At 65.3% G+C, this 22829-nt stretch carries 22 protein-coding genes; 13 read left to right on the plus strand and 9 right to left on the minus strand.

Annotation, left to right across the window (positions count from 1 at the left end; all coding sequences use genetic code 11):
- Together IG178_RS04355 and IG178_RS04360 are read right to left on the minus strand one after the other, a co-directional pair.
- A partial coding sequence (locus IG178_RS04355) for a hypothetical protein (RefSeq protein ID WP_193211299.1) occupies positions 1-532 on the minus strand: 532 nt, incomplete at its 3' end.
- Between the two features lie 75 nt (positions 533-607).
- Positions 608-781 (minus strand): hypothetical protein, encoded by a 174-nt coding sequence (locus tag IG178_RS04360; protein WP_193211300.1) that lies wholly within the window; start codon positions 779-781, stop codon positions 608-610.
- Positions 782-906: 125 nt separating this feature from the next.
- Here IG178_RS04360 and IG178_RS04365 point away from each other — a divergent pair, with 125 nt between their 5' ends.
- The 4 genes from IG178_RS04365 to IG178_RS04380 all read left to right on the plus strand — a co-directional run bounded on the left by IG178_RS04365 (position 907) and on the right by IG178_RS04380 (position 5819).
- The gene (locus IG178_RS04365; RefSeq protein WP_193211301.1) at positions 907-3258 is read left to right on the plus strand and encodes a sensor histidine kinase; all 2352 of its coding nucleotides are present in this window, start codon (positions 907-909) and stop codon (positions 3256-3258) included.
- 3 nt (positions 3259-3261) lie between these two features.
- The gene (locus IG178_RS04370; protein ID WP_193211302.1) at positions 3262-3891 is read left to right on the plus strand and encodes a response regulator transcription factor; all 630 of its coding nucleotides are present in this window, start codon (positions 3262-3264) and stop codon (positions 3889-3891) included.
- A gap of 107 nt (positions 3892-3998) precedes the next feature.
- Positions 3999-4682: a hypothetical protein gene (locus IG178_RS04375; protein ID WP_193211303.1), complete on the plus strand. Its 684-nt coding sequence runs from the start codon at positions 3999-4001 to the stop codon at positions 4680-4682.
- Positions 4683-4883: 201 nt separating this feature from the next.
- Positions 4884-5819, plus strand: a complete 936-nt coding sequence (locus IG178_RS04380) for an archaemetzincin (protein ID WP_193211305.1) — start codon at positions 4884-4886, stop codon at positions 5817-5819.
- 104 nt (positions 5820-5923) lie between these two features.
- On the opposite strand, the gene IG178_RS04385 is transcribed toward IG178_RS04380, so the two are convergent.
- Positions 5924-6922: a DUF937 domain-containing protein gene (locus tag IG178_RS04385; protein ID WP_193211307.1), complete on the minus strand. Its 999-nt coding sequence runs from the start codon at positions 6920-6922 to the stop codon at positions 5924-5926.
- Positions 6923-7255: 333 nt separating this feature from the next.
- Between IG178_RS04385 and IG178_RS04390 the strand changes: the two genes are divergently transcribed.
- The 6 genes from IG178_RS04390 to IG178_RS04420 all read left to right on the plus strand — a co-directional run bounded on the left by IG178_RS04390 (position 7256) and on the right by IG178_RS04420 (position 14181).
- Complete coding sequence (locus IG178_RS04390) at positions 7256-8353, plus strand: AI-2E family transporter (RefSeq protein WP_193211309.1); 1098 nt, start codon at positions 7256-7258, stop codon at positions 8351-8353.
- Between the two features lie 175 nt (positions 8354-8528).
- Positions 8529-10001: a phospholipase D family protein gene (locus IG178_RS04395; RefSeq protein ID WP_193211311.1), complete on the plus strand. Its 1473-nt coding sequence runs from the start codon at positions 8529-8531 to the stop codon at positions 9999-10001.
- Positions 10002-10504: 503 nt separating this feature from the next.
- Entirely contained in the window at positions 10505-11032 is a 528-nt protein-coding gene (locus IG178_RS04405) for a phospholipase D-like domain-containing protein (RefSeq protein WP_343225924.1), read from the plus strand.
- 664 nt (positions 11033-11696) lie between these two features.
- A complete protein-coding gene (locus IG178_RS04410) occupies positions 11697-12068 on the plus strand; it encodes a hypothetical protein (RefSeq protein WP_193211312.1) in 372 nt (123 codons plus the stop codon).
- 388 nt (positions 12069-12456) lie between these two features.
- Positions 12457-12960, plus strand: coding sequence for a type II secretion system protein GspG (locus tag IG178_RS04415; protein ID WP_193211313.1), 504 nt, complete (start codon positions 12457-12459; stop codon positions 12958-12960).
- Between the two features lie 297 nt (positions 12961-13257).
- Positions 13258-14181, plus strand: a complete 924-nt coding sequence (locus IG178_RS04420; RefSeq protein ID WP_193211314.1) for a TraB/GumN family protein — start codon at positions 13258-13260, stop codon at positions 14179-14181.
- Positions 14182-14192: 11 nt separating this feature from the next.
- On the opposite strand, the gene IG178_RS04425 is transcribed toward IG178_RS04420, so the two are convergent.
- The 3 genes from IG178_RS04425 to IG178_RS04435 form a co-directional block, all read right to left on the minus strand.
- Positions 14193-15230, minus strand: a complete 1038-nt coding sequence (locus IG178_RS04425; RefSeq protein WP_193211315.1) for an LLM class flavin-dependent oxidoreductase — start codon at positions 15228-15230, stop codon at positions 14193-14195.
- Between the two features lie 77 nt (positions 15231-15307).
- A complete protein-coding gene (locus IG178_RS04430) occupies positions 15308-16363 on the minus strand; it encodes an alkene reductase (RefSeq protein WP_193211316.1) in 1056 nt (351 codons plus the stop codon).
- Between the two features lie 17 nt (positions 16364-16380).
- Positions 16381-17412 (minus strand): aldo/keto reductase, encoded by a 1032-nt coding sequence (locus tag IG178_RS04435; protein ID WP_193211317.1) that lies wholly within the window; start codon positions 17410-17412, stop codon positions 16381-16383.
- A 109-nt stretch (positions 17413-17521) separates the two neighbouring features.
- Here IG178_RS04435 and IG178_RS04440 point away from each other — a divergent pair, with 109 nt between their 5' ends.
- Complete coding sequence (locus tag IG178_RS04440) at positions 17522-17848, plus strand: ArsR/SmtB family transcription factor (protein WP_193211318.1); 327 nt, start codon at positions 17522-17524, stop codon at positions 17846-17848.
- Between the two features lie 39 nt (positions 17849-17887).
- Complete coding sequence (locus IG178_RS04445) at positions 17888-18586, plus strand: class I SAM-dependent methyltransferase (protein WP_193211319.1); 699 nt, start codon at positions 17888-17890, stop codon at positions 18584-18586.
- Between the two features lie 14 nt (positions 18587-18600).
- Here the strand turns inward: IG178_RS04445 and IG178_RS04450 are convergent, their stop codons facing one another.
- The 3 genes from IG178_RS04450 to IG178_RS04460 are packed head-to-tail and all read right to left on the minus strand — an operon-like array spanning position 18601 to position 21545.
- The gene (locus IG178_RS04450; protein ID WP_193211320.1) at positions 18601-19968 is read right to left on the minus strand and encodes a hypothetical protein; all 1368 of its coding nucleotides are present in this window, start codon (positions 19966-19968) and stop codon (positions 18601-18603) included.
- Between the two features lie 49 nt (positions 19969-20017).
- Positions 20018-20707 carry a 4'-phosphopantetheinyl transferase superfamily protein gene (locus IG178_RS26110; protein ID WP_193211321.1) on the minus strand — a complete coding sequence of 230 codons (690 nt, stop codon included), beginning with the start codon at positions 20705-20707 and terminating at the stop codon, positions 20018-20020.
- A 10-nt stretch (positions 20708-20717) separates the two neighbouring features.
- Positions 20718-21545: a PP2C family protein-serine/threonine phosphatase gene (locus IG178_RS04460; RefSeq protein ID WP_343225925.1), complete on the minus strand. Its 828-nt coding sequence runs from the start codon at positions 21543-21545 to the stop codon at positions 20718-20720.
- A 184-nt stretch (positions 21546-21729) separates the two neighbouring features.
- Between IG178_RS04460 and IG178_RS04465 the strand changes: the two genes are divergently transcribed.
- The gene (locus IG178_RS04465) at positions 21730-22752 is read left to right on the plus strand and encodes a glutamine synthetase beta-grasp domain-containing protein (RefSeq protein WP_193211322.1); all 1023 of its coding nucleotides are present in this window, start codon (positions 21730-21732) and stop codon (positions 22750-22752) included.
- The last annotated feature ends 77 nt before the right edge of the window (positions 22753-22829 follow it).

Consider the following 22829-nt stretch of genomic DNA (forward strand, 5'->3'; position numbering starts at 1 on the left):
CGGTGAAGCGGATGCTGACGTTGCCGGCCACCTCCGACAGCTCGGCGCTGGCGACGTTGGGCTGGGTCATGGCCCAGGCGATGAGGTTGGCATGGTAGCTGGCGGCGGGCAGGGACGCCCACTCGCGCATCTTCGCCGCGGCGCTGGAGAGGAAGACGACCTTCACCTCCTCCGCGACGGCCGGGCCGTAGCGCACCGAGACCAGGTCGGGATCGGCAAGCTCGACGGGGGGCAAGCTGGTGTTGCTGGAGGTGGCGATGCGGGCAAAGCAGCGGGCTCCCTGGGCCGGCAGGCGGAAGGTGACCTTTGCGGCCCGGCCGTCCGTGGGGCAGGCCAGCATCTTGCGCCACGGCGAAGCGAGGTCGGGGGTCATTTCCAATACCGCCTGGCGGGTACCGGCGGGGATCTCCAGCTCGACCCGGAAACGGCCGAGGGAATCGAAGTGGCAGTGCGGGCTTGCGGGGGTGGCGGCGTGGAGGGCCGCTGGGTTCATGCAGGCCAGCGCGATGGCGAGGAGGCTTGGGAATCTCATGATGGGGAAGTGTCGGTGAGCATCGGCGACTACGGTGCATGTCGTAAATGGGCCGAAAGGGGCAATCGGGCGGACTCAGTGGAGCGGCTGGTCGTCGGCGCTGAGGCCGTCGTGGCCGGGATCCGTATGGCTGGACCTGGCGAGCTTGCTGCGCCCCGGCCGGTCGGTGAATTCGAGGGGTTCGTCGGACAGGGTCATGACCGCCAGCCACAGGCCGAGTCCGAAGACGATGACGAGATGGATGTCCATGATGGGGCTCCCGCTGGTGACCGGGAGGGCGGCCACCGTGGGCGAGGCGGGCCCAGGCGTAAATGGGCCGAAAGGTGTAGCAGCCGCGCCTTTCCAAGGGCTGCGGAATCGGCCATATCCCGGCCATGGATTTCCCGTCGGCCAGCGCCCTCGACCCCGCCTCCGCGGGCGGCGATTGGTTCCGCCTGCTCTTCGAGCGGAGCGCGGATGCGCTGGCCTTGCTCGACCCGGTGAGCGGGACCTTCGTGGCCAGCAACCATGCCTCGGCCGTCGCTGCCGGTGCGGGATCCCCCGGGGACCTGTGCGGCCTGCCGCCCTCGGCGCTGGCCCCGGAGTTCCAGGCCGACGGCCGGCCCTCGGCGGACGTCGCTCGGGAAGCGGTGCGGCGGACCCTGGAGCAGGGGAGCCATCGCTTCGAGTGGACGATGAAACGGCTCGACGGGATCCTGACCCACGTCGATGTGACCGCCACCGCGCTCAGCGACGGCGACCGCACGCTCATTCTAACAGCGACCCGCAACATCGAGCGGACCAAACGGATCGAGGGCGACCTTCACGTCTCCGAATCGCGCTGGCAGCGCTTGTTCGACCAGGCACCGATGAGCGTGCAGGTCTTCGCGCCGGATGGCACCAGCCGGCAGGGCAATGCCGCCTTTCGCAAGCTATTCGGACCGGTGTTGCCGGACCTGCATGAATTCAACATCCGCACCGACCCGCAGCTCGAGGCGGCGGGGATGAACCTGCTGATCGAGCGTGCCTTCGCCGGGGAAGTGGTGGTGATTCCCCCGATCCCCTTCGAGATGCGCATCGGCACGGAACGCGAGTCGCGCGGCGTGCGCTGGATCGGCTCGACGATGTTCCCGGTCTTCGACTCCGAGGGGAAACTGGTCGAGGTCGTCTGCGTCCACGAGGATCAGACCGACCGCAAGCGGGCGGGCGAGGAGATCAATGAACTCAACCAGTCGCTGGAGCGCCGGATCGCCGAACGCACCGCCGAGCTGCGTGAGTCGGAGGAACGCTTCAAGGCCTTGTTCGAGCTGTCGCCGCTGGGCATGGCGCGGGTCAGCTGGGACGGGCAGTTCCGCCAGGTGAACCCGTCCTTCGCCCGGATGCTCGGCTACGATCCGGAAGAGGTGCTGGATTTGAGCTACTGGGACGTCACGCCGATCGAGTACCAGGCGCAGGAGGAACAGATCCTTGAGATCGTCCGCGAGACCGGCCGCTTCGGGCCTTTCGAAAAGGAGTATATCCACCGCGACGGCCACCGCATCCCGATCGTGCTCAGCGGCATGATGATCCAGGGCGCCGACGGCCAGAACGAGTTGTGGGGGATTGCCCAGGATGTGACCGTCCGCAAGCAGGCCGAGCAGGCCCTGCGCGAGTCGGAGAAGAAGTTCCGTACCCTTTTCGAGGAATCGAGCCAGGGGGTGATGCTGCACGACGAGAACACCTGCTTTTCCGAGGTTAATCCCGCCGCCGCGGCGCTGTTCGGCATCGATGCCGCGGACTTCGCCGGCCGCCATCCCGCCGAGTTCGCGGCGGAGTTCCAGCCGAATGGCGAGCGTTCCGAGACGGTGGCCCGGCGCGAGATCCAGCGTTGCCTCGAGTCGGGCACCTCGCGCTTCGAGTGGACCCACCGCCATGCCGCGGGTCACAGCGTTTCGCTGGAGGTCGTGCTCAGCCGCATCCCCAACGGCGACCGCTACCTGATGCAGGCGGTGGTCACCGACATCTCCGAGCGCAAGCGCGCCGAACAGGAGCTGACCCGCGCGCTGGAGCGCGAACGCGAGCTCAACCAGCTCAAGAGCAACTTTGTCTCGATGGTCTCGCACGAGTTCCGCACGCCGCTCGGCATCATCCAGTCCTCGGCGGAGATCCTCAACGACTACCTCGACCAACTCGATCCGGAAGAGCGGCGCGAGCAGTTGCAGTCGATCATCAAGAACTCGCGGCGAATGGCCGGGCTGATGGAGGACGTGCTCTTGTTAGGCCGGCTCGACTCCGGCCGGATGGAGTTCACGCCGCGGCCGCTCGACCTCGCCGGGCTGTGCCGCCGCCTGGTCGATGAGGTGCGCTCGACCACTGATGCCCGCTGCCCGATCGAGTTCTCCACCAGCGGCCTCCCGGCCGAGGCCTGTGCCGATGAGCGGCTGCTGCGCCACATCCTGCTCAACCTCCTCAGCAACGCGGTGAAGTACTCGCCGGCCGGTCAGCCGGTTTCCTTCCGCGCCGGTTGTACCGACGGCGCCCTGGTGTTCTGGGTCCGCGACCGCGGGATCGGCATCCCTGAGGAGGACTTGCCGGTCCTGTTCGAGGCCTTCCGCCGTGGCTCGAATGTCGGCCAGACCCCGGGCACCGGCCTCGGGCTGGTCATCGTCAAGCAGAGCGTCGAGCTCCACGGCGGCCACCTGCAGGTCGACAACCGCCCCGGTGGCGGCACCCGCTTCACCATCACCATCCCCCTGTCACCCGCTTGATCCATGAAGAAGACGATCCTCATCATCGAAGACGAACCGGAGATGCGCCGCAACCTGGCGACCATCCTGCGGCTCGAGAAGTTCAACCCGGTGGTCGCCGAGAACGGCCGGGTCGGGGTCGCGACGGCCTTGCAGGAAAAGCCGGACCTCATCCTCTGCGACGTGATGATGCCGGAGCTCGACGGCTACGGCGTGCTGGGCCAGTTGCGTGCCGAGCCGGTCACCAAGGCGACGCCCTTCATTTTCCTCACCGCCAAGGGCGAGAAACCGGACATCCGCTCAGGGATGAACCTCGGCGCCGACGACTATCTCACCAAGCCGGTCGCCAAGGCCGAACTTCTGGCGGCAATCGGTTCCCGCCTGACCCGCGCGGCCCAGGCCGCGGTGAGCGAGTTCAAGCCGGACTTCGATTCGGCCAAGCCGCTGCAGGAGGCCTTTGGCCTGACCCCGCGGGTCGCCGAGACCCTGCTGTGGCTCGCCCAGGGCAAGACCAACGGCGACATCGCCACCATCCTCGGCATCAGTGAAAGCACCGTGAAGAAGCACGTGCTGGAGATCTTCGAGTCGCTCCATGTCGAGACCCGCACCGCGGCGTGTTTGCAAGCAGTGGAGGTGTTGAGCGGCGGAGCTTGATCTTTGATTTCGCTCGAGGCATCAGGGACGAGTCGAGCCCCACGAGGGCGGCGGGACGTTTTATCTGGAGAGCACTCTTTCCATGGTGTTGCCTGTTCGAAGTCGATATGAAGGCGATCCGAATTGTCGTAACTGTCCTACTGGCGGCCGGTTTGATCGCAGGTAGCTACTTTGCTGGCCAGAAACGCTCGGAGACGGCGAAGGTGGTCGGGCTTCGGGCCGAGATCGAGGGGTTGCAAGCTCAGGTGGAGGCACAGAATCGGGCGATCGGATGGCGCGCTGGGCTGAATATCAATGGCATTGACGGCATTGATCCGATCACCCGGCGGCATCTGATTCAGCAAATTTGGTACAGTGATCAGAACTATGGAACCTATCTCGTTGGGTTGCAGACCGGTCACAAATGGGGAAACCGGTGGAACCGGAGGAGTCCACTATCAATCCTTGAGGAGCAGACCGAGGTCATGCGCGAATTCCTCAAGGAGACCCGACGTCTTGAGGAAGCGAGTGGACGGCCGCCGCGATATCCGACGGAAGATCATGTTGATCCACATGACGGGTCGCGGGTTGACTGGCAGGATTTCCTTGCATCGGGGGAACCTCCAGATCGGCGCGTGATTTGGATCGGTAAAAGCAAGAATTCGGGAAAATGGATGGCTTACGAGTATGGAAAAGGGGTCTATGAAGCGGATGGAACTTTACTCGAGCGGATCGCTAGCAGCCAGAGATCGGCTTTTGAAAATCGCGTGGATCCAGACGCGGATCCTTTCGCTCCGGACGGCTCGGAGTAAATGCCTACGGCACGTCTGCCGGAAGGGATTGCCGGTAAAATGGTAGGTTGCCTGGTTCTGTTGACCGGGGAAATGTGTCGAGCAGCGTCCTTTTCGAGGGCTCGGACGGGAATCTTGGTTTTTCCTAGGATACTCCGGGCCAGTCGCGTTGATAGTGGGATGCTTCGGAATCGAGTCCCAGGTCTCCGCCGGTTCTATCTCTTGTCCCTTGTCACCGGCGGGGTGGCCGCGGCGGTGTTCGTCCCGCCGTCGCGCAGCGAGCGTGAGTCGGCCGCCGGGTCCTTGCTTTCGCTCGAACCACCCCTGCGGCAGGCCTTCATGGATCATGGTGAGTTCCAGGCGAAGAAGGAACCCGGCGGCCTGGACTGGCTGGCGACGCATGAGGAACCGGGACAAACCTTCAATGAATACCTCGGGTCCCGGCCGAACGTTCCAAATGCGGGCCGGGGGAAGCTCTACATTTTGCCGATCGGCGGTTTTGAGAAGGGAATCGCTCCGGATCTGGCGAAGCTGAAAGACTACACCGCCGCCTATTATCATCCGATGCCGGTGGAAATGCTGCCGGTGCTGGCGGATGCCGAGGTGCCGGCGAAGGGGCGGATCAATGGCATGTCGGGAAAGAAGCAGTGGAAGAGCACCGACCTCCTGCGCTGGTTGCCAGGGAAACTGCCAAAGGATGGCTATGCCATGATTGCGGTGACCATGACCGACCTCTATCCGGACGAGAACTGGAACTTCGTCTTCGGTCAGGCATCGACGCGGAACCGGGTCGGGGTTTTCAGCTTCGCCCGCTATCATCCGGCTTGGACCGGCGGCGTGGGAGATGCGGGGACGGAGGCCCTGGTGCTGCGCCGGGCCGCGAAGGTGCTGACCCACGAGATGGGGCACATGTTCGGCATCCGTCACTGCATCTACTACGAGTGCAACATGAACGGCGCGAACCACCTCGTCGAAGCCGACTCGACGCCGATGCACCTTTGTCCCGTGTGCCTGCGGAAGCTGCACCATGCCATCCGCTTCGACCCGCTTGGGCGCTACGCGGGGCTCGGGAAGTTTTACCGGGCGAATGAGATGAACCAGGAAGAGGCGTGGGTGGCGGACCGGGTGAGGAAGTGCCAGGTGATCCCTGATCCCTGATCCCTGATCCGTGATTCGAAATTTGAAGTGCGAGATCCGACCGTTGGGCGGGGAATGCGCCAGGGTGGCGGGGGGCGACCACCGCTGGCGGGGTTCCGGGGGGATCAGGCGACGGCGGCGGCGATGCGCTCCATGGCGGCTTGCTCCTTGTCGCTGACCTGGCGGCCGCCGAAGCCGAGGAAGCCGCCTTCCTTGGTGGCCTCGGCGACGTTGCGGGCGACGTCGTTGACGAGGCGGCGGAAGGTGTCCATTTCCGCGGGGGCCTTGGTTTTCACGATCTCGGCACTTTCGTGGATGGTGCGGAGCAGTTCCTGGCCGTCGCCCTGGGCCTCACGCTTGAGCTCGGCGGCTTCGGCGGAGCTGAGACCGCCACCGAAGAGGGAGCCGAGCAGGGAAATGGGGGAGGCGTCCTTGAGGAGCTCCATGCTGACGCGGTTGGCGGCCTTGAACTCGGCGAGGGATCCGCTGAGGCCGGAGGGGGAGGCCTTGGCGATGAAGGCGCAGGCAGCCATCGGGGCGATGTGGACTTCCTCGAGTTCGTGGGGCGTGAAGCGGGCGCGGAGATGTTCGGCCTGGTCACCGACGTCGAGGGCGGCATCGACGAGGGCGGCGCTTTCGGCGTGGGCCGGGTCCTCGCGGAAGGCTTTGAAGCCGTCTTGCAACATTTTGCCGAAGCCGCCGGCATCGAGGCTCTTTTGTTTCACCGCCTTGGCGAGGTGCTGGCCGACGAGGGGCGCGAGCATGGCGGCGAGCGGCCCGACGTTGAAGCCGAGTTTCTTGCTGAGGGCGGAGACCATCGAGTTGGCGCCGCCGCCGAACATGGCGTGCATGCGGTCGGATGCGGTTTCGTCGGGCATATCGCCCTTGAGGGCGGTGAGGAGCGAGGAGAGGAGCCCGGGCTGTTCGCGCTGGGGCAGGGCCTGGAAGGCGGCGCTGGCCCCGGAAGGATGGGCCGCCTTGCGCGCGAGGTTGCCGACCGCGAGGGCACCGAGGATTTTGGCGCCTTTTTCGACCATGCCGGCGTCAACGCCGAGGTGCTTCGCCACTTTTTTGGCGATGTCCGGTGTGACGAGCGCACCGAGAGACTCAATCAAGGAGTTCATATGTCGATTGTTGTGAGGTTGGTTGCTCTCATCGGCTCCACCCGGAGTCCTGCTTTTCGAGCATCGGCGGGCATAGTCCCGCGGGAAAACAAAGTCCAAGAGATTCTGCAGTTCCCGTGTGATGTTAGGTGAAGGGTGCTTCGAATTGTCATGGTTTTGCCGGAGAGATCGGCAAAAATGAGGATCGACGGTGATAGGGCGGACGGCCGATCCACAAGGCCGGTGGATCGTGCGGGAAAGGGGGGCACGAATCGTGCGAATCAGACGAATCGGAGGTGTCCGGCGGCCGGAGCGGACTTGCCAAGTGGGAACGGGAGTGATCCTCTGGTCGCTATGGCCAGCGTCAGGAAAGTCGCGTCGCCGCGGAAGGTGGTGATCCTCGCGTTTGCCTTCGGAATGACGTTCCTGATGTTGTGGATGATCCGGGATTTCCTCCGCCCGATGTTCCTGGGGGCGATTTTCGCGGGGCTGCTCCACCCGACCTACTTGTGGTGGCTGGACCGGGTGGGGAAACCGTGGCTGGCGTCGGGGATCACCGTGATGGGGGTGTCAGTGCTGCTGCTGGGATTCGGCGGGGTTTTGGCGGCGGTCGCGGCGCAGCAGGCGGTGGAGATGTCCGACCGGGTGATGCCGGAGGTGACGAAGCAGCTGGAGCATTCGAGCGTGGACCAGGGGCTGGAATGGATCGAGCGACAGGTGCCGTCGCTGGCGAAGCTATTGCCGACGCCGGAGGTGGCAGCGCAAAAGCTGGGCGAGGCCGGCGGGGCGTTGGCGAACCTCCTTGTGCGCAAGGCCTCCGACCTGACGGTGGGCCTGGCCGGGTTTCTCCTGGAGCTGTTCATCATGGGCTATGCCATGTACTTTTACCTGATCCACGGAACCACGATCCTGCGTCGGGTGAAGAAGCTCATTCCGATGACGGAGTCGAACAAGAACCGGGTGCTGCGGCGGTTCGTGGTGGTGACGCGTTCGACCCTGAAAGGGACGCTGTTGATCGGCCTGATCCAGGGCGGCTTGAACGGTGCGGCGCTGGCGGTGGCGGGAGTCGGTAGCCCGGTGTTCCTGGGGCTGCTGATGGTGGTGTTTTCCCTGCTGCCGGGGATCGGTACGGCGCTGGTCTGGGGGCCGGTGGTGATCCTGGCCTACATCCGCGGGGAATGGATGACGGGGACCTTGCTGCTGGTATGGTGCGGCGGCGTGGTCGGCAGCCTCGACAACCTGCTGCGGCCGAAGCTGGTGGGCAAGGCGGCGAAGCTGCCCGACCTGCTGGTGCTGGTGGGGACGCTGGGCGGGATCATGATGTTCGGGATGATGGGTTTCATCGTCGGGCCGGTGATCTGCTCGCTGTATGTGATTTCCTGGGAGATCCTCGGGGTGGTTTTCCGGCCTGCGTCCAATTCACCGGCGGCGGAGGCCGGGGCGGCGGGGTGAAGGGCTGTGGTTGTAAGGACGGGCTGGATTCGGCTCGACAAGTTTGGTGGCGGGGAGGGATGGTCGAGGGTGGATCGGGACGGTGGAGCCGCCGGGCCGGTCGACCGGTGGGGCGCGGCGTTCAATGAGCTCCCGGACGCCCGGTGCACCGGAAACCCAGCAAGGAGCCGCTACGATGAGTGCCGTCGATCACGCAGGAAGCCCGACCGCGGAATCCCGGACCGCGGGGCGGATGGCGGCGGCCTGCTTGTTCGATGAGGCGGCGGCCCGGCATCCCGGGAAGTCGGGCTTCGCGCTGATCCGGTTCGGCCGTGCGGCCCTGACGGCCCGGGTGGCGCTGACCGAACTGGCGGAGCGGACGCTGGACGTGCAGTACTACATCTGGGGGGCAGACGCGACCGGGCGGATCCTCGCCGAGCGCCTGATCCGGGCTGCCGACCGCGGGGTGAAAGTGCGGGTGCTGTTGGACGACATCAACCTTTCGGGACGCGACGACATGGTCGCCTGCCTGGACGCCCATCCGAACGTCGAGATCCGGATCTTCAACCCGTTCCGCAACCGGCGGGTTCGGGCCTTGGACTTCCTGACGAACCCGGAGCGGATCAACCACCGGATGCACAACAAGATCATGGTGATGGACGGGGCGGTGGCGATCGTCGGCGGCCGCAACGTGGGTGATCACTACTTCGAGGTGGATCCGGATTCAAACTTCCGCGACCTGGACCTGGCGGCGGTGGGGCCGGTGGTGCGGGAGACCACGGCGGTGTTTGATCGCTTCTGGGGCGGCGACTGGGCCGTGCCAATCCGGGAAATCACGGGCCGGGAGCGATCCCCGGCGGACCTCGTACAGGGCCTGGCGGTGATGCGCGGCAAGATCGCGGCCGACCATTATCCCCATCCACTGGAGCGCGACACCGACGCGATGGTCGCATCCCTGGAGGCGATCCGCGACGATCTGGTGTGGGCGCCGGGACGGGTGGTGTGGGACGATCCCTCTTCGATCCGCGAGAAGACCGGCACAGGGCGGATGACCGAGGCGCTCTACCAGCGTCTGGATCGGCTGGAATCCGAGCTGTTGATCGAGTCCGCCTACTTCGTGCCGCGGGAGCGGGCGGTCGAGACCTTGCGCGAGCTCCACGAGAAGGGCCGGCGGGTGCGGATCCTGACCAATTCCCTGGCGTCGAACGACGTGCTCGCGGCGCACGCCGGTTACTCGAAGCACCGGGCGGAGGTGATCGGCACGGGCGCGGAGCTGTATGAATTCCGCCCGGATCCGGACGACATCCGGCAGCGTCTGGTGTCGGCGAAGTCGCTGGCAGGCCTCCATACCAAGGCGATCGTCTTCGACCGGCGGGATGTGTTCATCGGCAGCTTCAACCTCGACCCGCGGTCGGGTTCGATCAACACCGAGGCCGGTCTCTACGTCGAGAGCGAGGAACTCGCGGAGCAAGTGACGGCCTTCCTGGATGCCGGGACGAAGCCGACGAACAGCTACCGGGTGATCCGCGGCGAGGACGGGGCGCTGGTGTGGACGACCGAGGACCACGACGGTCACGAGGTTCGCTACCAGAAGGATCCGAATTCGACGTGGTGGCAGCGGTGGGTCGTCGGAGCGATCCGGTGCTTGCCGGTGGAAAGGCAGCTTTGATGCGGGTGCCGCGTGATCAGAGGTTTGGAGGCCGGATCTGAATTCATGCATTCTGCTTTCTTCCATTTGCCTTTCGTTGTGCTGGACGTGCGGTGAAGGGGCGTTAGCTTCCGCGGCTCAGCCCACAAGGAGGTCATGATGAACGAACATCACGAATACCAAGAGGGTCGGTTTTTTCGAACCGACAAGTAAGCGCAAGCGGGGCTTCCCGTCCGAGACCCGCGTCAAGAGGGGCGTCCGAATTGTCCACGGCGACAAGGAACTCCACGAAAAACTGGGCAGGAACGATCCCTGCCCGTGTGGATCGAGCCGCCGGTTTCAAGCAGTGTTGTCTGCGCGGCGGCCGCTTCGACGGCACGCTTCGGGACCACTACTTTCAGGGACTGATGCCCGGACCGGTAATGTGAGGGAAGGTGGACGATCCGGTTACTCCAGATCGGCATCCAGAGATCTCCGATCTTCAATCCCTTGCCTCCGGCCGGCGATGCGCTTCACTCGATCCCGTGCGCGAATTGATCCTCAACGAGGAGATCCATCCCCGGGTGATCGGGGAATTGGTTCCGTCGGCGCGGCGTTTCCTGTGGATCGTCACCGCCGACATCAAGGACATGCACGTTGCCCGTGGTCGCCGCTCGGTGCCGTTCCTGCAGGTGCTGGCGGAACTCGTCGAGGCGGGGGTGGCGGTGCGGTTGATCCATGCCAAAGAACCGGGGCCACGCTTCCGCGCGGACTTCGACCGCTACCCCGTGCTCGTCGAGAGCGACTTGTTCGAACGGGTGCTGTGCCCGCGTGTCCACACCAAGGCGGTGATTGCCGATGGCAAGCGCGCCTTCGTCGGTTCCCCCAACCTGACCGGTGCGGGGATGGGGGCGAAACATGCCGACAAGCGGAACTTCGAGGCCGGCTTCCTGACCGACGAGGCCGCCGACCTGGTGAAGCTGGTAGAGTGGGTCGATGCCTTGTTCATCGGCGACCACTGCACCCGGTGCCGCCTGCGCGACCGCTGCCCGGATCCGCTGGACGGAGAGTAGGGGTGGCGTTGGGAGACGCTTCCACAGTCTGCAGGAAGGCGAGATGAAGAGAGGTTCCCGATGAAAGCAATCTCGGTGCAATGCTCCGGAGTGCGCTTCACCACCGCCATTGGCACGAACGCAACGAGGCTCTGCCGAGGCAGTCTGTACAGGCAGTAACCATGAAGCGGGGGCCGAACTTTCAGGGCGGGGGAAGAGGTGAGCAGGATCATTCGCTGCAGGTCGATGTGGGCCGGCAAAAGAAACAGGACATGACAATGCTGACGGTTTCGCCTTTGGTCCGTGGTCTCATGCTCCTGATTGCGCGATACAATTGTTTTGTCGATGGGCGGGAGACCGACTCTGTCGATTACCAGGTGAAGTGGTACGAGGTCACACAATGCACGGACCTCGACGCTCTACTCCGCGGCGAGCCGGTCCACCAGTAACGGAACGAGTGCAATCAGTTGGTGGAGTGGAGGTTTGCGGAGACGGTTGCCGCGGAATGGAGCCCGAAATTCAGGAATGGTGAAGAGGTGATCGGATTCATCACCGGAACGCCAAGCCCGGCGTCCGATTAGAATCGGGTAACCCGTCAAAGCCGGGGTGCCCATTTGCTCGACCCATGTGAGGGCGAACGCCAAAATGAGCGCGAATTGAACCCCTGCCTCGCCACTTTCTTGGCATGCGTTTATCGATCCCGCGAAGAATCACCTTCATGGTGCATCCAAGAGTCAAACAGGCAATTGATTGGGCATTTGCCATCACGGCATTTTTCGCCTCACTGTTTTTGATCGCCCTCGTCGGAGGAGTGGTGTCCGGAGCTGATATCAGTCTTCGCTTGGGTGGCTACTTCTACACCGGCCCAATCTACCGTTGTCTGCCCGTCATGGCGGTCGGGCTCTTCGCCGTCGGGGGCACCGTGTTGTACCTCGTCCTTTCCTTTTTGGAGGGGCGATCCGGGACTGAGCATGATGCTGAGGGCCGTGAGATTGAAGGTCTATCGGGTTCTTCCAGATTTGCCGAGGAAACCAAGATCTCGGAGAGCATGGACTAGGCTGACTCGGCGTTGGCCACTACCAGATCATGGTGGCGGCGAGGTGCGACGGTCGTGGGATTTGTCACCGGGAATGCTCTCAAGTGTCCATTTTGCCCGGGGCCGTCGGTGGATTCATGGCTTGAGGGCGGGGTCGGATAGCCTCAGTCGTGCGGGAAGAAAGATGCCGGTTCAGAGTCATCGGCAGTTGGATTCCCCGCCGTGCATTTGCTGTGGCGAGATCACGCGGAAGACGACAAGCGTCTTGGAGTCTTCGGGCTTGTTTCGAGCCGAGGGAGCAAGCAACGAACGATGGACGGCAAGGGCTCGCCATCCGCGTGTGAGAAGTCTGCTGATTGATTCCGCGACTCCTTCAAGCGATTGGTGTTCCAGGTGGATGCGGGAGGGAATGAGAGCATGGATTTTCTTCTCGCTGTCCGCGCCGTTGCTGGGCGGTGGTATCGCCGCGGGTCATCAGATTCGCCCTCTAACTGATATGGCCCTGCTTTCCGCGGGAGTCCGGACGTTCGAGCAGCATGCCGGGCGGTTGCCGGCCGAAGGAGAGGGGCTTGCTGCTTTGGTCGAAAGGCCGGCTACCTATCCGGTCGACAAGCCGTGGATCCAGCTGTTCGACGAGCTGCCCGTCGATCCTTGGGGCAAGCACTACCGCTATCTCTGCCCGGCGGAGACGGACGTCGGGTTCGGCCTGTATTCCACCGGGCCTGACGGGGCATCGCTCTCGGCCGGGAACGATCCGGACGATTGGAATTCCTGGAGCAAGGACCATCGTGGGCGGAAGACCATGGCGTATTATCTGGCCCTTCCTCCGAAGGGCTTCTACCTCGCCCTTGCGCTGTTGGTGCTGGCCTTCCGGCACGTGGTCCGGGGCCATCGGCACGCCGCGGGAGGGTGACGGGGAGCGGCTGTGCCGGCATGCCGCGGATAAGACCACGAACCGGGTCTACTTCTACCGTGCATCATGGTGACGGAACGTCCGGGAGGGCCGTAGTGGGGCAGACGGACGGCATGCGACGATTGAGCGGAGTTGATCCGCGGGGCGGCGGGGAAGCCTCCGTCAGAGTTGGTTTCAGCCCGGATCCACATCGGGGGATTGGGTCGCAAGGCCAGGGGCAAGCGCGGCGTCCGGGCTGGGGCCGGGAGAAGCGAATCCCGGCTCGCCAAGGGCGGAGGGGGTTTGCCAATCTCCGGCATGATTTCCCTTTTGTCCCGGTTGGTGGCTGCGGCGGCGATGTTGGTGCTTCCCGCGATGGCGGACGGTGAGGCTCCGGCGAAGCCTTTGCTGTGGAAAATCGAGGGCCAGGAGGGCGGGGCGGTGTCCTATCTCTTCGGCACGATGCATCTGGGCGACAAGGCGGTGACGACCCTGCATCCGGCAGCGGAGAAGGCTTTCAAGGCATCGACCGTGTTTCACGCCGAGGTGGCGCTGGACATGGCGAGCCAGATGGCGGCGATAGGGGTGATGATGCGCGGCGACGGCAAGACGCTCGACGAGGTCATTGGAGAGAAGATGTCGGCGCGGCTGGACGCGGAACTGAAGGCGATCAACCCGGAGCTGGACGCGAAGCCGTTCCAGATGATGAAGACCTGGATGATGGCCTACAGCCTGCCCTACCTGTCGGAACAGCTGGCGGGGATCAAGCCGCTGGACCTGGTGCTCTGGGAGCGGGCGGAGATGGACGGCAAGAAGACCGCGGGGATGCAGGAGATCAAGGACCAGGTCGCGGGTTTCAACGAGTTGAGCGAGGAGGAGCAGGTCGAGTTCCTGGGCTCGGCGCTGGATTACATGCAGACGGAGCGGGAGGAAAAAAAGGACCGGATGAAGGAAGCGGTCGCGGTCTATTTGTCAGGAGACCTCGAGAAGATCAACGCGCTGGCCAACGACTGGATGGCCGAGCTGGCGGGCGGGGCGGACAGCCCGGTGATGAAAAAACTGATGAAGCGGATTCTGAAGGACCGCGACGTGATCATGGCGGACTACGTCGATGCGGTGCTGAAGAAGAGCCCGGAAGGGGTGCATTTCTTCGCGGCCGGGGCCGGGCACTATGCGAGCCAGGACGGCGTGCCGGCCCTGTTGGAGAAGAAGGGCTACAAGGTGACCCGGGTGGAGGGGTGAGTGGCGGGCGATCAGTGACCGGTCTCCCGCGGCGCCCGGTGCCCGCCCGACGATGCTCGCTTGGCGGCGGCGACGATTTCGTAGGAGCGGCGGCGGTCCTGATGGCGGTGGAAGCCGGAGTGGATGATGATTTCGTCGGCAGCGGTGGATTCGACGAAGGCGGCGAGTTCGCGTTGGACGGTGTCGGGTCCGCCGATGATGGCGGCACCGAGGAAGTCCTGGACGGCGGCCCGCTCCGCGGGGCTCCAGCGCCCGTCCATCGTGGCCACGGGCGGGGGCACGGGGGTGGGGACGTGGCGGATGAGGTTGAGAATTTGCTGCTGGGCGGAGGTGGAGAGGAATCGGGCCTGCTCGTCGCTTTCGGCGGCGATGACGGGAACTCCGACCATGGCGTGCGGCTGCGGCCAGGCGGCGGAGGGTTGGAAATTGTCGCGGTAGATCGCCAGCGCCTGGTGGAGCAAGCGCGGCGCGAAGTGGGCGGCGAAGGCGAAGGGCAGCCCGAGGTGAGCGGCGAGGCTGGCGCTGAAGGTGCTGGAACCGAGCAGCCACACGGGGACGTGGGTGTTGGCGCCGGGGATCGCCTTCACCCGCTGGCCGGGCAGCGGACTGCCTAACAAGCCGATGAGTTCCTGGACCTGGTCGGGGAAATCGTCGGCGGCCGACGGGTCGCGGCGCAGGGCGCGGGAAGTGCTTTGGTCGGAACCGGGAGCGCGGCCGAGGCCGAGGTCGATGCGGCCGGGATAGAGCGTCTCGAGGGTGCCGAACTGCTCGGCAATGACCAGGGGGGAATGGTTTGGCAACATGATGCCTCCGGATCCGATCCGCAGCGTGGTGGTGGCGGCGGCGACGTGACCGATGAGGACGGCAGTGGCGGCGCTGGCAATGCCGGGGATGTTGTGGTGCTCCGCCAGCCAGAAGCGGCGGTATCCGAGCGTCTCGACGTGGCGGGCGAGGTCGACGCTGTTGCGGAAACTGTCCGCGACCGTGCCGCCTTCCACGATGGGTGAAAGGTCGAGCACCGACAAGGGGATGTCCGCGAGCTGGGGCATGAGTTGAGTGCCGGGTGAACTGAGATTTGAAGTCGGCCGGCGCGCGGGGTGGGGCGCGCCGGCCGGAGTGACCGGATTCAGACCGCGGTGGTTTCGAGCGTCGGGTAGTCGGTGTAGCCCTTCTCCGTGCCGCCGTAGAAGGTGGACGGGTCGGGCTCGTTGAGCGGGGCACCGGCGGCGAAGCGCTCGACCAGGTCGGGATTGGCGATGAAGAGGCGGCCGTAGGAAACGGCATCGGCTTCACCGGACTCGACGAGGCGCTCGCCGGCTTCCCGCGAGAGTTCCTGGTTGGCGATGAAGGCACCGTTGAAGGCGTCGCGGAGGCCCTTGCTGAAGCGCGGCTCGGCCTGGAGGCTTTCGCGCACGAAGAGGAAGGCGATGCCGCGGGCGCTGCATTCGCGGGCGACGTGGCCGTAGGTCGCGGCGGGATCGGAATCGTCGCCGGCGTCGGGCGAAAGGTGAAGGCCGACGCGATCCGGGCCCCACACGGCGATCGCGGCGTCGACGGCTTCGAGCATGAAGCGGGCGCGGTTCTCGATGCTGCCGCCGTAGGAATCCTGGCGCTTGTTGATGCCGTCGTTGAGGAACTGGTGCGGCAGGTAGCCGTTGGCACCGTGGATTTCCACACCGTCGAAGCCGGCGGCCAGGGCGTTCTCGGCGGCGCGGCGGTAGTCGGCGATGATGCCGGGGATCTCGGCGAGTTCGAGCGGGCGCGGGGCATCGTAGGGCTTCTGCGGACGGAGCAGGCTGACATGGCCCTTGGCGGGGAGGTCGCTCGATGAAACCGGCTGCGCGCCGTCGAGGTAGTGAGGGTCGGAGACCCGGCCGACGTGCCACAGCTGGGCGATGATGCGGCCGCCGGCGGCGTGGACGGCGTCGGTGACGAGGCGCCAGCCCGCGACCTGTTCGTCGGACCAGAGGCCGGGGGTGTCGGGATAGCCGACGCCCTGCGGCGAGATCGAGGTGGCCTCGGCGAGGATCAGGCCGGCGGAACTACGCTGGCGGTAGTATTCGGCCATCAGGGCGTTCGGGACGCGGCCGTCGCTGGCGCGGCAGCGGGTGAGCGGGGCCATGACGAGGCGGTTGGGAAGCTCCCAGGCGCCGATGCGGACAGGTTGTTGGAGTGTGGACATGAGGATCAGGGATGGTTTCAGGCAACGGGCGAGGGATTTCGTTCGAATCCGGCCTGGTGGAAGTAAGGATAGGCGAGAGGGGTGGCGCTGGCGGCATCGAGGCGGGCGACCTGTTCCTTCGTCAGGTTCCAGCCGGTGGCACCGAGGTTCTGGCGGAGTTGTTCCTCGTTGCGGGCACCGATGACGATGGTCGAGACGGTCGGGCGCTGGAGCAGCCAGTTGATGGCGATCTGCGGGACGGCCTTGCCGGTCTCCGCGGCAATCTCGTCCAGCACGTCGATGACCCCGTAGAGATACTCCTCGTCGACCGGCGGGGCGATGTCGGCATTGAGCTGCGAGGTCATGCGCGAGTTGGCCGGCGGCGGCGTGCCGCGGCGGATCCTGCCGGTGAGGCGGGCCCAGCCGAGCGGGCTCCAGACGACGGCGCCGACCTTCTGGTCGATGCCCAGCGGCATCAGCTCCCATTCGTAGCTGCGGCCGACCAGCGAATAGTAGGCCTGGTGGGCGACGTAGCGGGACCAGCCGTATTTCTCGGCAACGGCCAGCGACTTCATCAGGTGCCAGCCGGAGAAATTGGACACGCCGAGGTAGCGGATTTTTCCGGCGCGGACAAAGTCGTCGAGGGTGGAAAGCGTTTCCTCGACCGGTGTCCGGGCATCGAAGCCGTGGAGTTGGAAGAGGTCGATGTAATCGGTGTTGAGCCGCTTGAGGCTGGCCTCGATCGAGCGGGTGAGGTGGTGGCGCGACGAACCGAGGTCGTTCGGGCCGTCTCCGGTGCGGAAGGTCGCCTTGGTCGAGATGAGGATCTGGTCGCGGCGCTTGCCGATGGCCTTGCCCAGGATCTCCTCGGCCTTGCCCTCCGAGTAGACGTCGGCGCTGTCGAACATGGTGAGGCCGGCCTCCAGGCTGATGTCGATCAGCCGGGTGGCTTCCTTGACGCCGGTGTTGCCCCAGGCGGAGAAGAGCGGGCCGTCGCCACCGAAGGTGCCGGTGCCGAGGGTGAGGACGGGAACATTCAGGCCGGATCCGCCGAGTTGTCGGTATTCCATGGTGGGGTGATTGGTTCGATTTTCATCGAACCTCTAAGCTGGCTTTCCGGAGCGTCAAATAATAATTCGACGATTGTCGAACAAAGGAGCCGTGCTACTTTCCGGCGCGATGAAACCCTACACCCATCCGGCTGCCAGCGAGATGACCCTGCCCGGGGTGATGCAGGCCCTGTCCGATCCGTGCCGGATCGAGATCGTGCGCGCGCTTTTGAACGGCGGCGAACTGGCGTGCAACGAGGTGGAGCTGAAGGTTTCGAAGGCGACCAAGTCCCATCACTTCGCGGTGCTGCGGGACGCGGGTCTGGTGCTGACCCGGTCCGAGGGTACCCGTTGCATGACCTCGGTGCGGCGGGAAGAAATCGACCGGCGCTTTCCGGGGCTGCTCGACCTGGTGCTCATGGAGAAGCCGAAGCGGACCCGGCGGAAGGCCGGTTGATGCGGGCAAGCGGCACAAGGGAAACGGGATTTCGAATCGATGGACAAGGAGCAGATCAAGGCGGTGTTCGACCAGCAGGCATCGACCTACGATGAAAAATGGAAGGGCCTGGCGGCGATCAACGGGGCCCTGCACTTGTTGACCGGGGCGGTGTTGGCGGAGCTTCCGGAGGAGGCGAGGATCCTCTGCGTGGGGGCGGGGACCGGAGCGGAACTGCTCTATCTCGCGGGGAGGTTTCCCGGCTGGCGTTTCACCGCGGTGGAACCGTCCGCGGCGATGCTGGATGTCCTGAGGGCGCGGGCCGAGGAACAGGGGATTGCCGGCCGATGCGTGTTTCACGAGGGCTATCTCGAGAGTTTGCCGGCGGGGGAACCCTTTCACGCCGCGACGTCCGTGCTGGTTTCGCAGTTCATCCAGGACCGGGCGGAGCGCGCGGGATTCTTCCGCGAGATTGCCGCGCGGCTGGTCCGGGAGGGTGTGCTGGTGAGCGCGGATCTTGCCTGTGATTTCGCCACGGAAGAGGGCCGCAGCTTGCTGGGGACCTGGTTCCGCTTGATGAAGGGCGGCGGCGTTTCCGCGGAGGAAGTGGAGCGGATGCGCGGGGCCTACGAGCGGGATGTGGCGGTGTTGCCGCGCGAGGGGGTGCCCGCGATCGTCATGGAGGGAGGCTTTGGCGTCCCGGTGCCGTTCTTCCAGGCGGGAATGATCCACGCGTGGTACGCTCGCGTGGGCGGTTAGAAAATGCAGGGGGGTCAATGCACCGCGGGTCGCCAGTTGGGCGCGACGATGCCGGTGATCTCGAGGTGGGAATTGCCGTCTTCCCGGATCTTGCGGAAGAGTTCGAGCACAGGGGAGCAGGGGGCGCCCCATTCGGTGGCGTCGGCGAGCTGCTTGTGGAGGTCGGAACCGGTGGCGACGAAGGCGTAGCGGGTGCGGTCCGGCATGGGCGGATCGACCCGGAAAGCGGTGAGCTTGTCGATGCCGGGAAAGTTCGGACCGAAGTAGTGGGTGTTGCGGACCAGCAGGTGGAAGGCACCGATTTCGCTGCCTTCGCCCGCGGCGAAGCGCTGGAAGTGATCGTCGCGGAACTCGACGAAGGTTTCCCAATCGACCTTCCAGCCATCGGCCGTCTCGGCCACCGCCACCGGGAAGCCGTCGGCGGATCCGGCGCGGGCGAGGATGAAGCTGAAGAGCCGGGGTGCGCCCGGTTCGGCGGGAGGCGAAGCGGCGACCTTCAGGTTGGCATCGGCGGTGGGGCCGTCGTTGCCGTCGGCCGCGAGGGCTTCCATTTTCGGCCGGACGCGTTCGGGATCCAGGACATAGGCGCTGCGGGCGCGCCAGTCGGGGGCGGCGAGAAAGCTCCGGAGTGCGGCTTCCGCCGACTCTTCGGGCGTGGGCGGAGCCGGTTCTGCCGGAACGGGGGCAGGAGGCTCCTCCTTGATCGGCTCGGGGGCGGGTGGCGTCGGTTCCACCGGGGGAGTGGACGGCGTTTCTGACTGAGGGTTTTTTTCGGCAGGCGGTTTTTCCTCGGCCGGGGGCACGGGAGCTGGCGTGGTTTCGACCTCCGGCGTGGGGTCCCCGGCTGGCGGGGTCGGGTCGGCAGCGGGCGCCGGGATGTTCTTGGTCGACGTGGCGGGGACCACCGGGTTCTGGTTGAACCCGATGAGGTAGCCGGCCATCAGGCCGATGAGGGCGCAGACCAGGCAGGCGAGGATCAGGACCGTCCGCAAGAGGGGCGGTGATCCGGAAGGGGCGGCCGCGGGTGGCACCGGTTCGGCAGGTGCCTCGACCGGCGGCGGGAGATCCGCCGGTGGTCCGGCCGCGGGCTCTTGCGCCGGCAGGGGCATCGGCTCCGTTGCCCTCGCCATTTGGGAAAAGGGAGGCGGGGAATCGCCAAGATCCGGGAATGCCGGGGCGGGCAGTCCGCTCAACAAGCCGTCGTTGGATGGCGGTTCCGGCGGCGGGGTATCGGCACGCCGGGCGTCGAGACCGAGGGCGGGATCCGGCCCGATGATTTCCTGCCGGCAGCGCGGGCAAGGTCCGCGGAAGCCGGCGGCAGCGGGCGGCACCCGGAGGGAAATCCCGCAGGCGGGGCAGTGGAAGTGGATCACGTCAGCCATCGGGTCAATCAGCGCCGGGGTTTTGTCATGATCTGCTGCCGCTGTCGATTCAGGAGCCGTGAAAGCAGCGGATCTCGATCCGCGTGACCGCGGTGGGGACCGCGAGGCAGGCGACATGGCGGTCAAGCAGGGCGTGGACCAGCCGGTGGCGGCGGAAATGACCCAGCCGCGGATCCACGGCAAGGTCCTCCTTCCCGGAAGCCAGCGAGACCGACTGGGGTGCCAGCGACATCCCGGTTCCGAGTCCCTTCAACAGCGCTTCCTTCGCGGTCCAGAGCTCCAGCAAGCGACCGGCCCGAAGGGTGGGATCGGCGGGAAGCTCCTCGATCTCGTCCGGGTGGCAGAAGCCCTCCTCGCAGCCGAGCAGCGTCGGGGCACGGTCGGCGTGCTCAAGGTCGACTCCGACCGGGCCGTCCGCGGACAGGGCAACCAGGGCGAGGTCGCGGCAGTGGGAAAGATTGAAATGAAGGGAGTCGAGCGGAGCCGCGAGGCGGGGTTTGCCATGGGTGCCGGTTTCGAGCAGCAGCGCCGCGGGGTCGGCTTGCAGGGCCTCGCCGAGGATCCATCGCAGGCCGGCGCGGCAGGCGCTCCAGTGGCGGGCGTCCTTTTCGAAATGGAATCGACCGGCCTGCTCCTTTTCCTCCCGCGTCAGGCAGCGCTCGACCCGTTCCGCGGGGATCCGGGCGGGATCGATCACCAGGACCAGGGCATGGCCGGGGGATGGCGGGGAAAGGGTCACGGCGGGGGAATCAGCTCACCTCGATCAGCAGGGCGGTGGTGTTGTCGCGGCCGGATTCAGAAACGGCGAACTCGACCATCTTGACGACGTCGATCTCTTCGCCGCGCGCCATTTCATCGATCCGGCGGTCCCAGAGGCCATCAACCAGGCCATCGGAGCAAATCAGGAAGCGGTCACCTGGCTGGCATGCGACGCGGCCGATGTGCGGGTCGATCTTCTGGTTGCCGCCGCCGAGTGCCTGGGACAGGGAACTTTTTCCGGGATGGGTGCGCGCCTCCCGTTCGTTGATTTTTCCCGAGCGGCGGAGCCAGCCGACATGGGAGTGGTCGTGGGTGATCTGGATCATCTCGCCGTCTTTCGGTAGGTAATAGATGCGGCTGTCGCCGATGTGGCAGAAGCACATCCAGCCGGGCATGAACCAGCACAGGCTGAGGGTGGCGCCCATGCCCTGGCACTCCGGGTAGTAGCGGCCGAGGTCGCTGATCGCGTGGTGGATGCGCTCGAACAACTCGCGGAGGATGTCGCCGAAGCCCGTCTCGAGGTGCTGGGCGGCCATGCCGAAGCTGGCCGGCAGCAGGCGGGTGATTTTCTCCACCGCGATCTTGCTGGCGAATTCGCCCGAGTTGGCGCCGCCCATACCGTCGCTGACAGCGAAGACAAAGTCGGCGTCGTCCATCGAGCCGCGGCCGGTCTTGCCGAGATAGCGGGTCTCGCGGGCGTCGAAATTCAAGGCGAGGAAGGCATCCTCGTTGTTCTTCCGGAAGCGGCCGACGTGGGTGCTTCCCGACCAGTTGAGGATCAAGGGATGGGCGGGTTCTTCGAGGTCGGTCGGGGTCACGTGGGCGCAAATCTTGAGTGGCGCGGGAGGGCCGCGCAAAAAGAAAAAGGCGACGTGGGCTTGAAGTTTGGCTCGTCAACTGCTCTCTCCGCGGCGGTGCTGCTTCACGCACGCACTGGGGGCTTGCATGTCCCCTGATCATCCGCACGAATCCACGCGATCCGAAACACAACCTGAGAATACGATGCCCAAGTTCAAATTGGAGTATATCTGGCTCGACGGCTACACCCCCGTCCCGAACCTCCGCAGCAAGACCCAACTGAAGGACTTCGACGCCTTCCCGACCCTCGAACAGCTTCCGAACTGGGGCTTCGACGGATCCTCCACTCTCCAGGCCGAAGGCGGCAGCTCCGACTGCGTGCTCAAGCCGGTGGCCGTTTACCCGGACGCTTCCCGCAACAACGGCGCCCTGGTGATGTGCGAAGTCATGATGCCGGACGGTGAGACCCCGCATCCTTCCAACTCCCGCGCCACCATCCTCGACGACGAGAACGCCTGGTTCGGTTTCGAGCAGGAGTACTTCCTGTGGGAAAACGGTGCCCCCCTCGGCTTCCCGAAGGACGGCTTCCCGGGTCCGCAGGGTCCGTACTACTGCGGTGTCGGTTACAGCAACGTCGGCGACGTCGCCCGTCAGATCGTCGAGGAACACCTCGAGCTCTGCCTTGAGGCCGGCATCAACCACGAAGGCATCAACGCCGAAGTGGCCAAGGGCCAGTGGGAATTCCAGATCTTCGGCAAGGGCTCGAAGAAGGCCGCCGACCAGATCTGGGTCGCCCGCTACATCCTCCAGCGCCTTTGCGAAAGCTACGGCGTGGACGTGAACTACCACTGCAAGCCGCTCGGCATGCACTCCGACTGGAACGGTTCCGGCATGCACTGCAACTTCTCCACCGAGTACCTTCGCGAGAAGGGCGGCAAGGAGTACTTCGAAGCGCTCATGGCCGCGTTCGCCAAGAACCTCGACGAGCACATCGCCGTCTACGGTCCCGACAACCACATGCGCCTCACCGGTCTCCACGAAACGCAGTCGATCGACAAGTTCACCTACGGTCTCGCCGACCGCGGCGCCTCGATCCGTATTCCGCACAGCTTCGTCAAGAGCGACTACAAGGGCTACCTCGAGGACCGTCGTCCGAACTCGCAGGGTGATCCCTACCAGATCGCCAGCCGCGTGCTGAAGACGATCGCGGAAGTTCCCACTCCCTGATCCGGGACAGGATTCCTGATTCTTCCGACAGCCACCCGGGGAACCGGGTGGCTGTTTTTTTTGTCCTCGGGGTTGAC

Source organism: Neoluteolibacter marinus, from assembly GCF_014904755.1.
Lineage (GTDB): Bacteria > Verrucomicrobiota > Verrucomicrobiia > Verrucomicrobiales > Akkermansiaceae > Haloferula > Haloferula marina.

What these genes read in the sequence shown, in the direction of transcription:
- IG178_RS04360 (WP_193211300.1), bottom strand. Translation starts at nt 781, where the DNA reads ATGGACATCCATCTCGTCATCGTCTTCGGACTCGGCCTGTGGCTGGCG.
- IG178_RS04365 (WP_193211301.1), top strand. Translation starts at nt 907, where the DNA reads ATGGATTTCCCGTCGGCCAGCGCCCTCGACCCCGCCTCCGCGGGCGGC.
- IG178_RS04370 (WP_193211302.1), top strand. Translation starts at nt 3,262, where the DNA reads ATGAAGAAGACGATCCTCATCATCGAAGACGAACCGGAGATGCGCCGC.
- IG178_RS04375 (WP_193211303.1), top strand. Translation starts at nt 3,999, where the DNA reads ATGAAGGCGATCCGAATTGTCGTAACTGTCCTACTGGCGGCCGGTTTG.
- IG178_RS04385 (WP_193211307.1), bottom strand. Translation starts at nt 6,922, where the DNA reads ATGAACTCCTTGATTGAGTCTCTCGGTGCGCTCGTCACACCGGACATC.
- IG178_RS04390 (WP_193211309.1), top strand. Translation starts at nt 7,256, where the DNA reads ATGGCCAGCGTCAGGAAAGTCGCGTCGCCGCGGAAGGTGGTGATCCTC.
- IG178_RS04395 (WP_193211311.1), top strand. Translation starts at nt 8,529, where the DNA reads ATGAGTGCCGTCGATCACGCAGGAAGCCCGACCGCGGAATCCCGGACC.
- IG178_RS04410 (WP_193211312.1), top strand. Translation starts at nt 11,697, where the DNA reads ATGCGTTTATCGATCCCGCGAAGAATCACCTTCATGGTGCATCCAAGA.
- IG178_RS04415 (WP_193211313.1), top strand. Translation starts at nt 12,457, where the DNA reads ATGAGAGCATGGATTTTCTTCTCGCTGTCCGCGCCGTTGCTGGGCGGT.
- IG178_RS04420 (WP_193211314.1), top strand. Translation starts at nt 13,258, where the DNA reads ATGATTTCCCTTTTGTCCCGGTTGGTGGCTGCGGCGGCGATGTTGGTG.
- IG178_RS04425 (WP_193211315.1), bottom strand. Translation starts at nt 15,230, where the DNA reads ATGCCCCAGCTCGCGGACATCCCCTTGTCGGTGCTCGACCTTTCACCC.
- IG178_RS04430 (WP_193211316.1), bottom strand. Translation starts at nt 16,363, where the DNA reads ATGTCCACACTCCAACAACCTGTCCGCATCGGCGCCTGGGAGCTTCCC.
- IG178_RS04435 (WP_193211317.1), bottom strand. Translation starts at nt 17,412, where the DNA reads ATGGAATACCGACAACTCGGCGGATCCGGCCTGAATGTTCCCGTCCTC.
- IG178_RS04440 (WP_193211318.1), top strand. Translation starts at nt 17,522, where the DNA reads ATGAAACCCTACACCCATCCGGCTGCCAGCGAGATGACCCTGCCCGGG.
- IG178_RS04445 (WP_193211319.1), top strand. Translation starts at nt 17,888, where the DNA reads ATGGACAAGGAGCAGATCAAGGCGGTGTTCGACCAGCAGGCATCGACC.
- IG178_RS04450 (WP_193211320.1), bottom strand. Translation starts at nt 19,968, where the DNA reads ATGGCTGACGTGATCCACTTCCACTGCCCCGCCTGCGGGATTTCCCTC.
- IG178_RS04465 (WP_193211322.1), top strand. Translation starts at nt 21,730, where the DNA reads ATGCCCAAGTTCAAATTGGAGTATATCTGGCTCGACGGCTACACCCCC.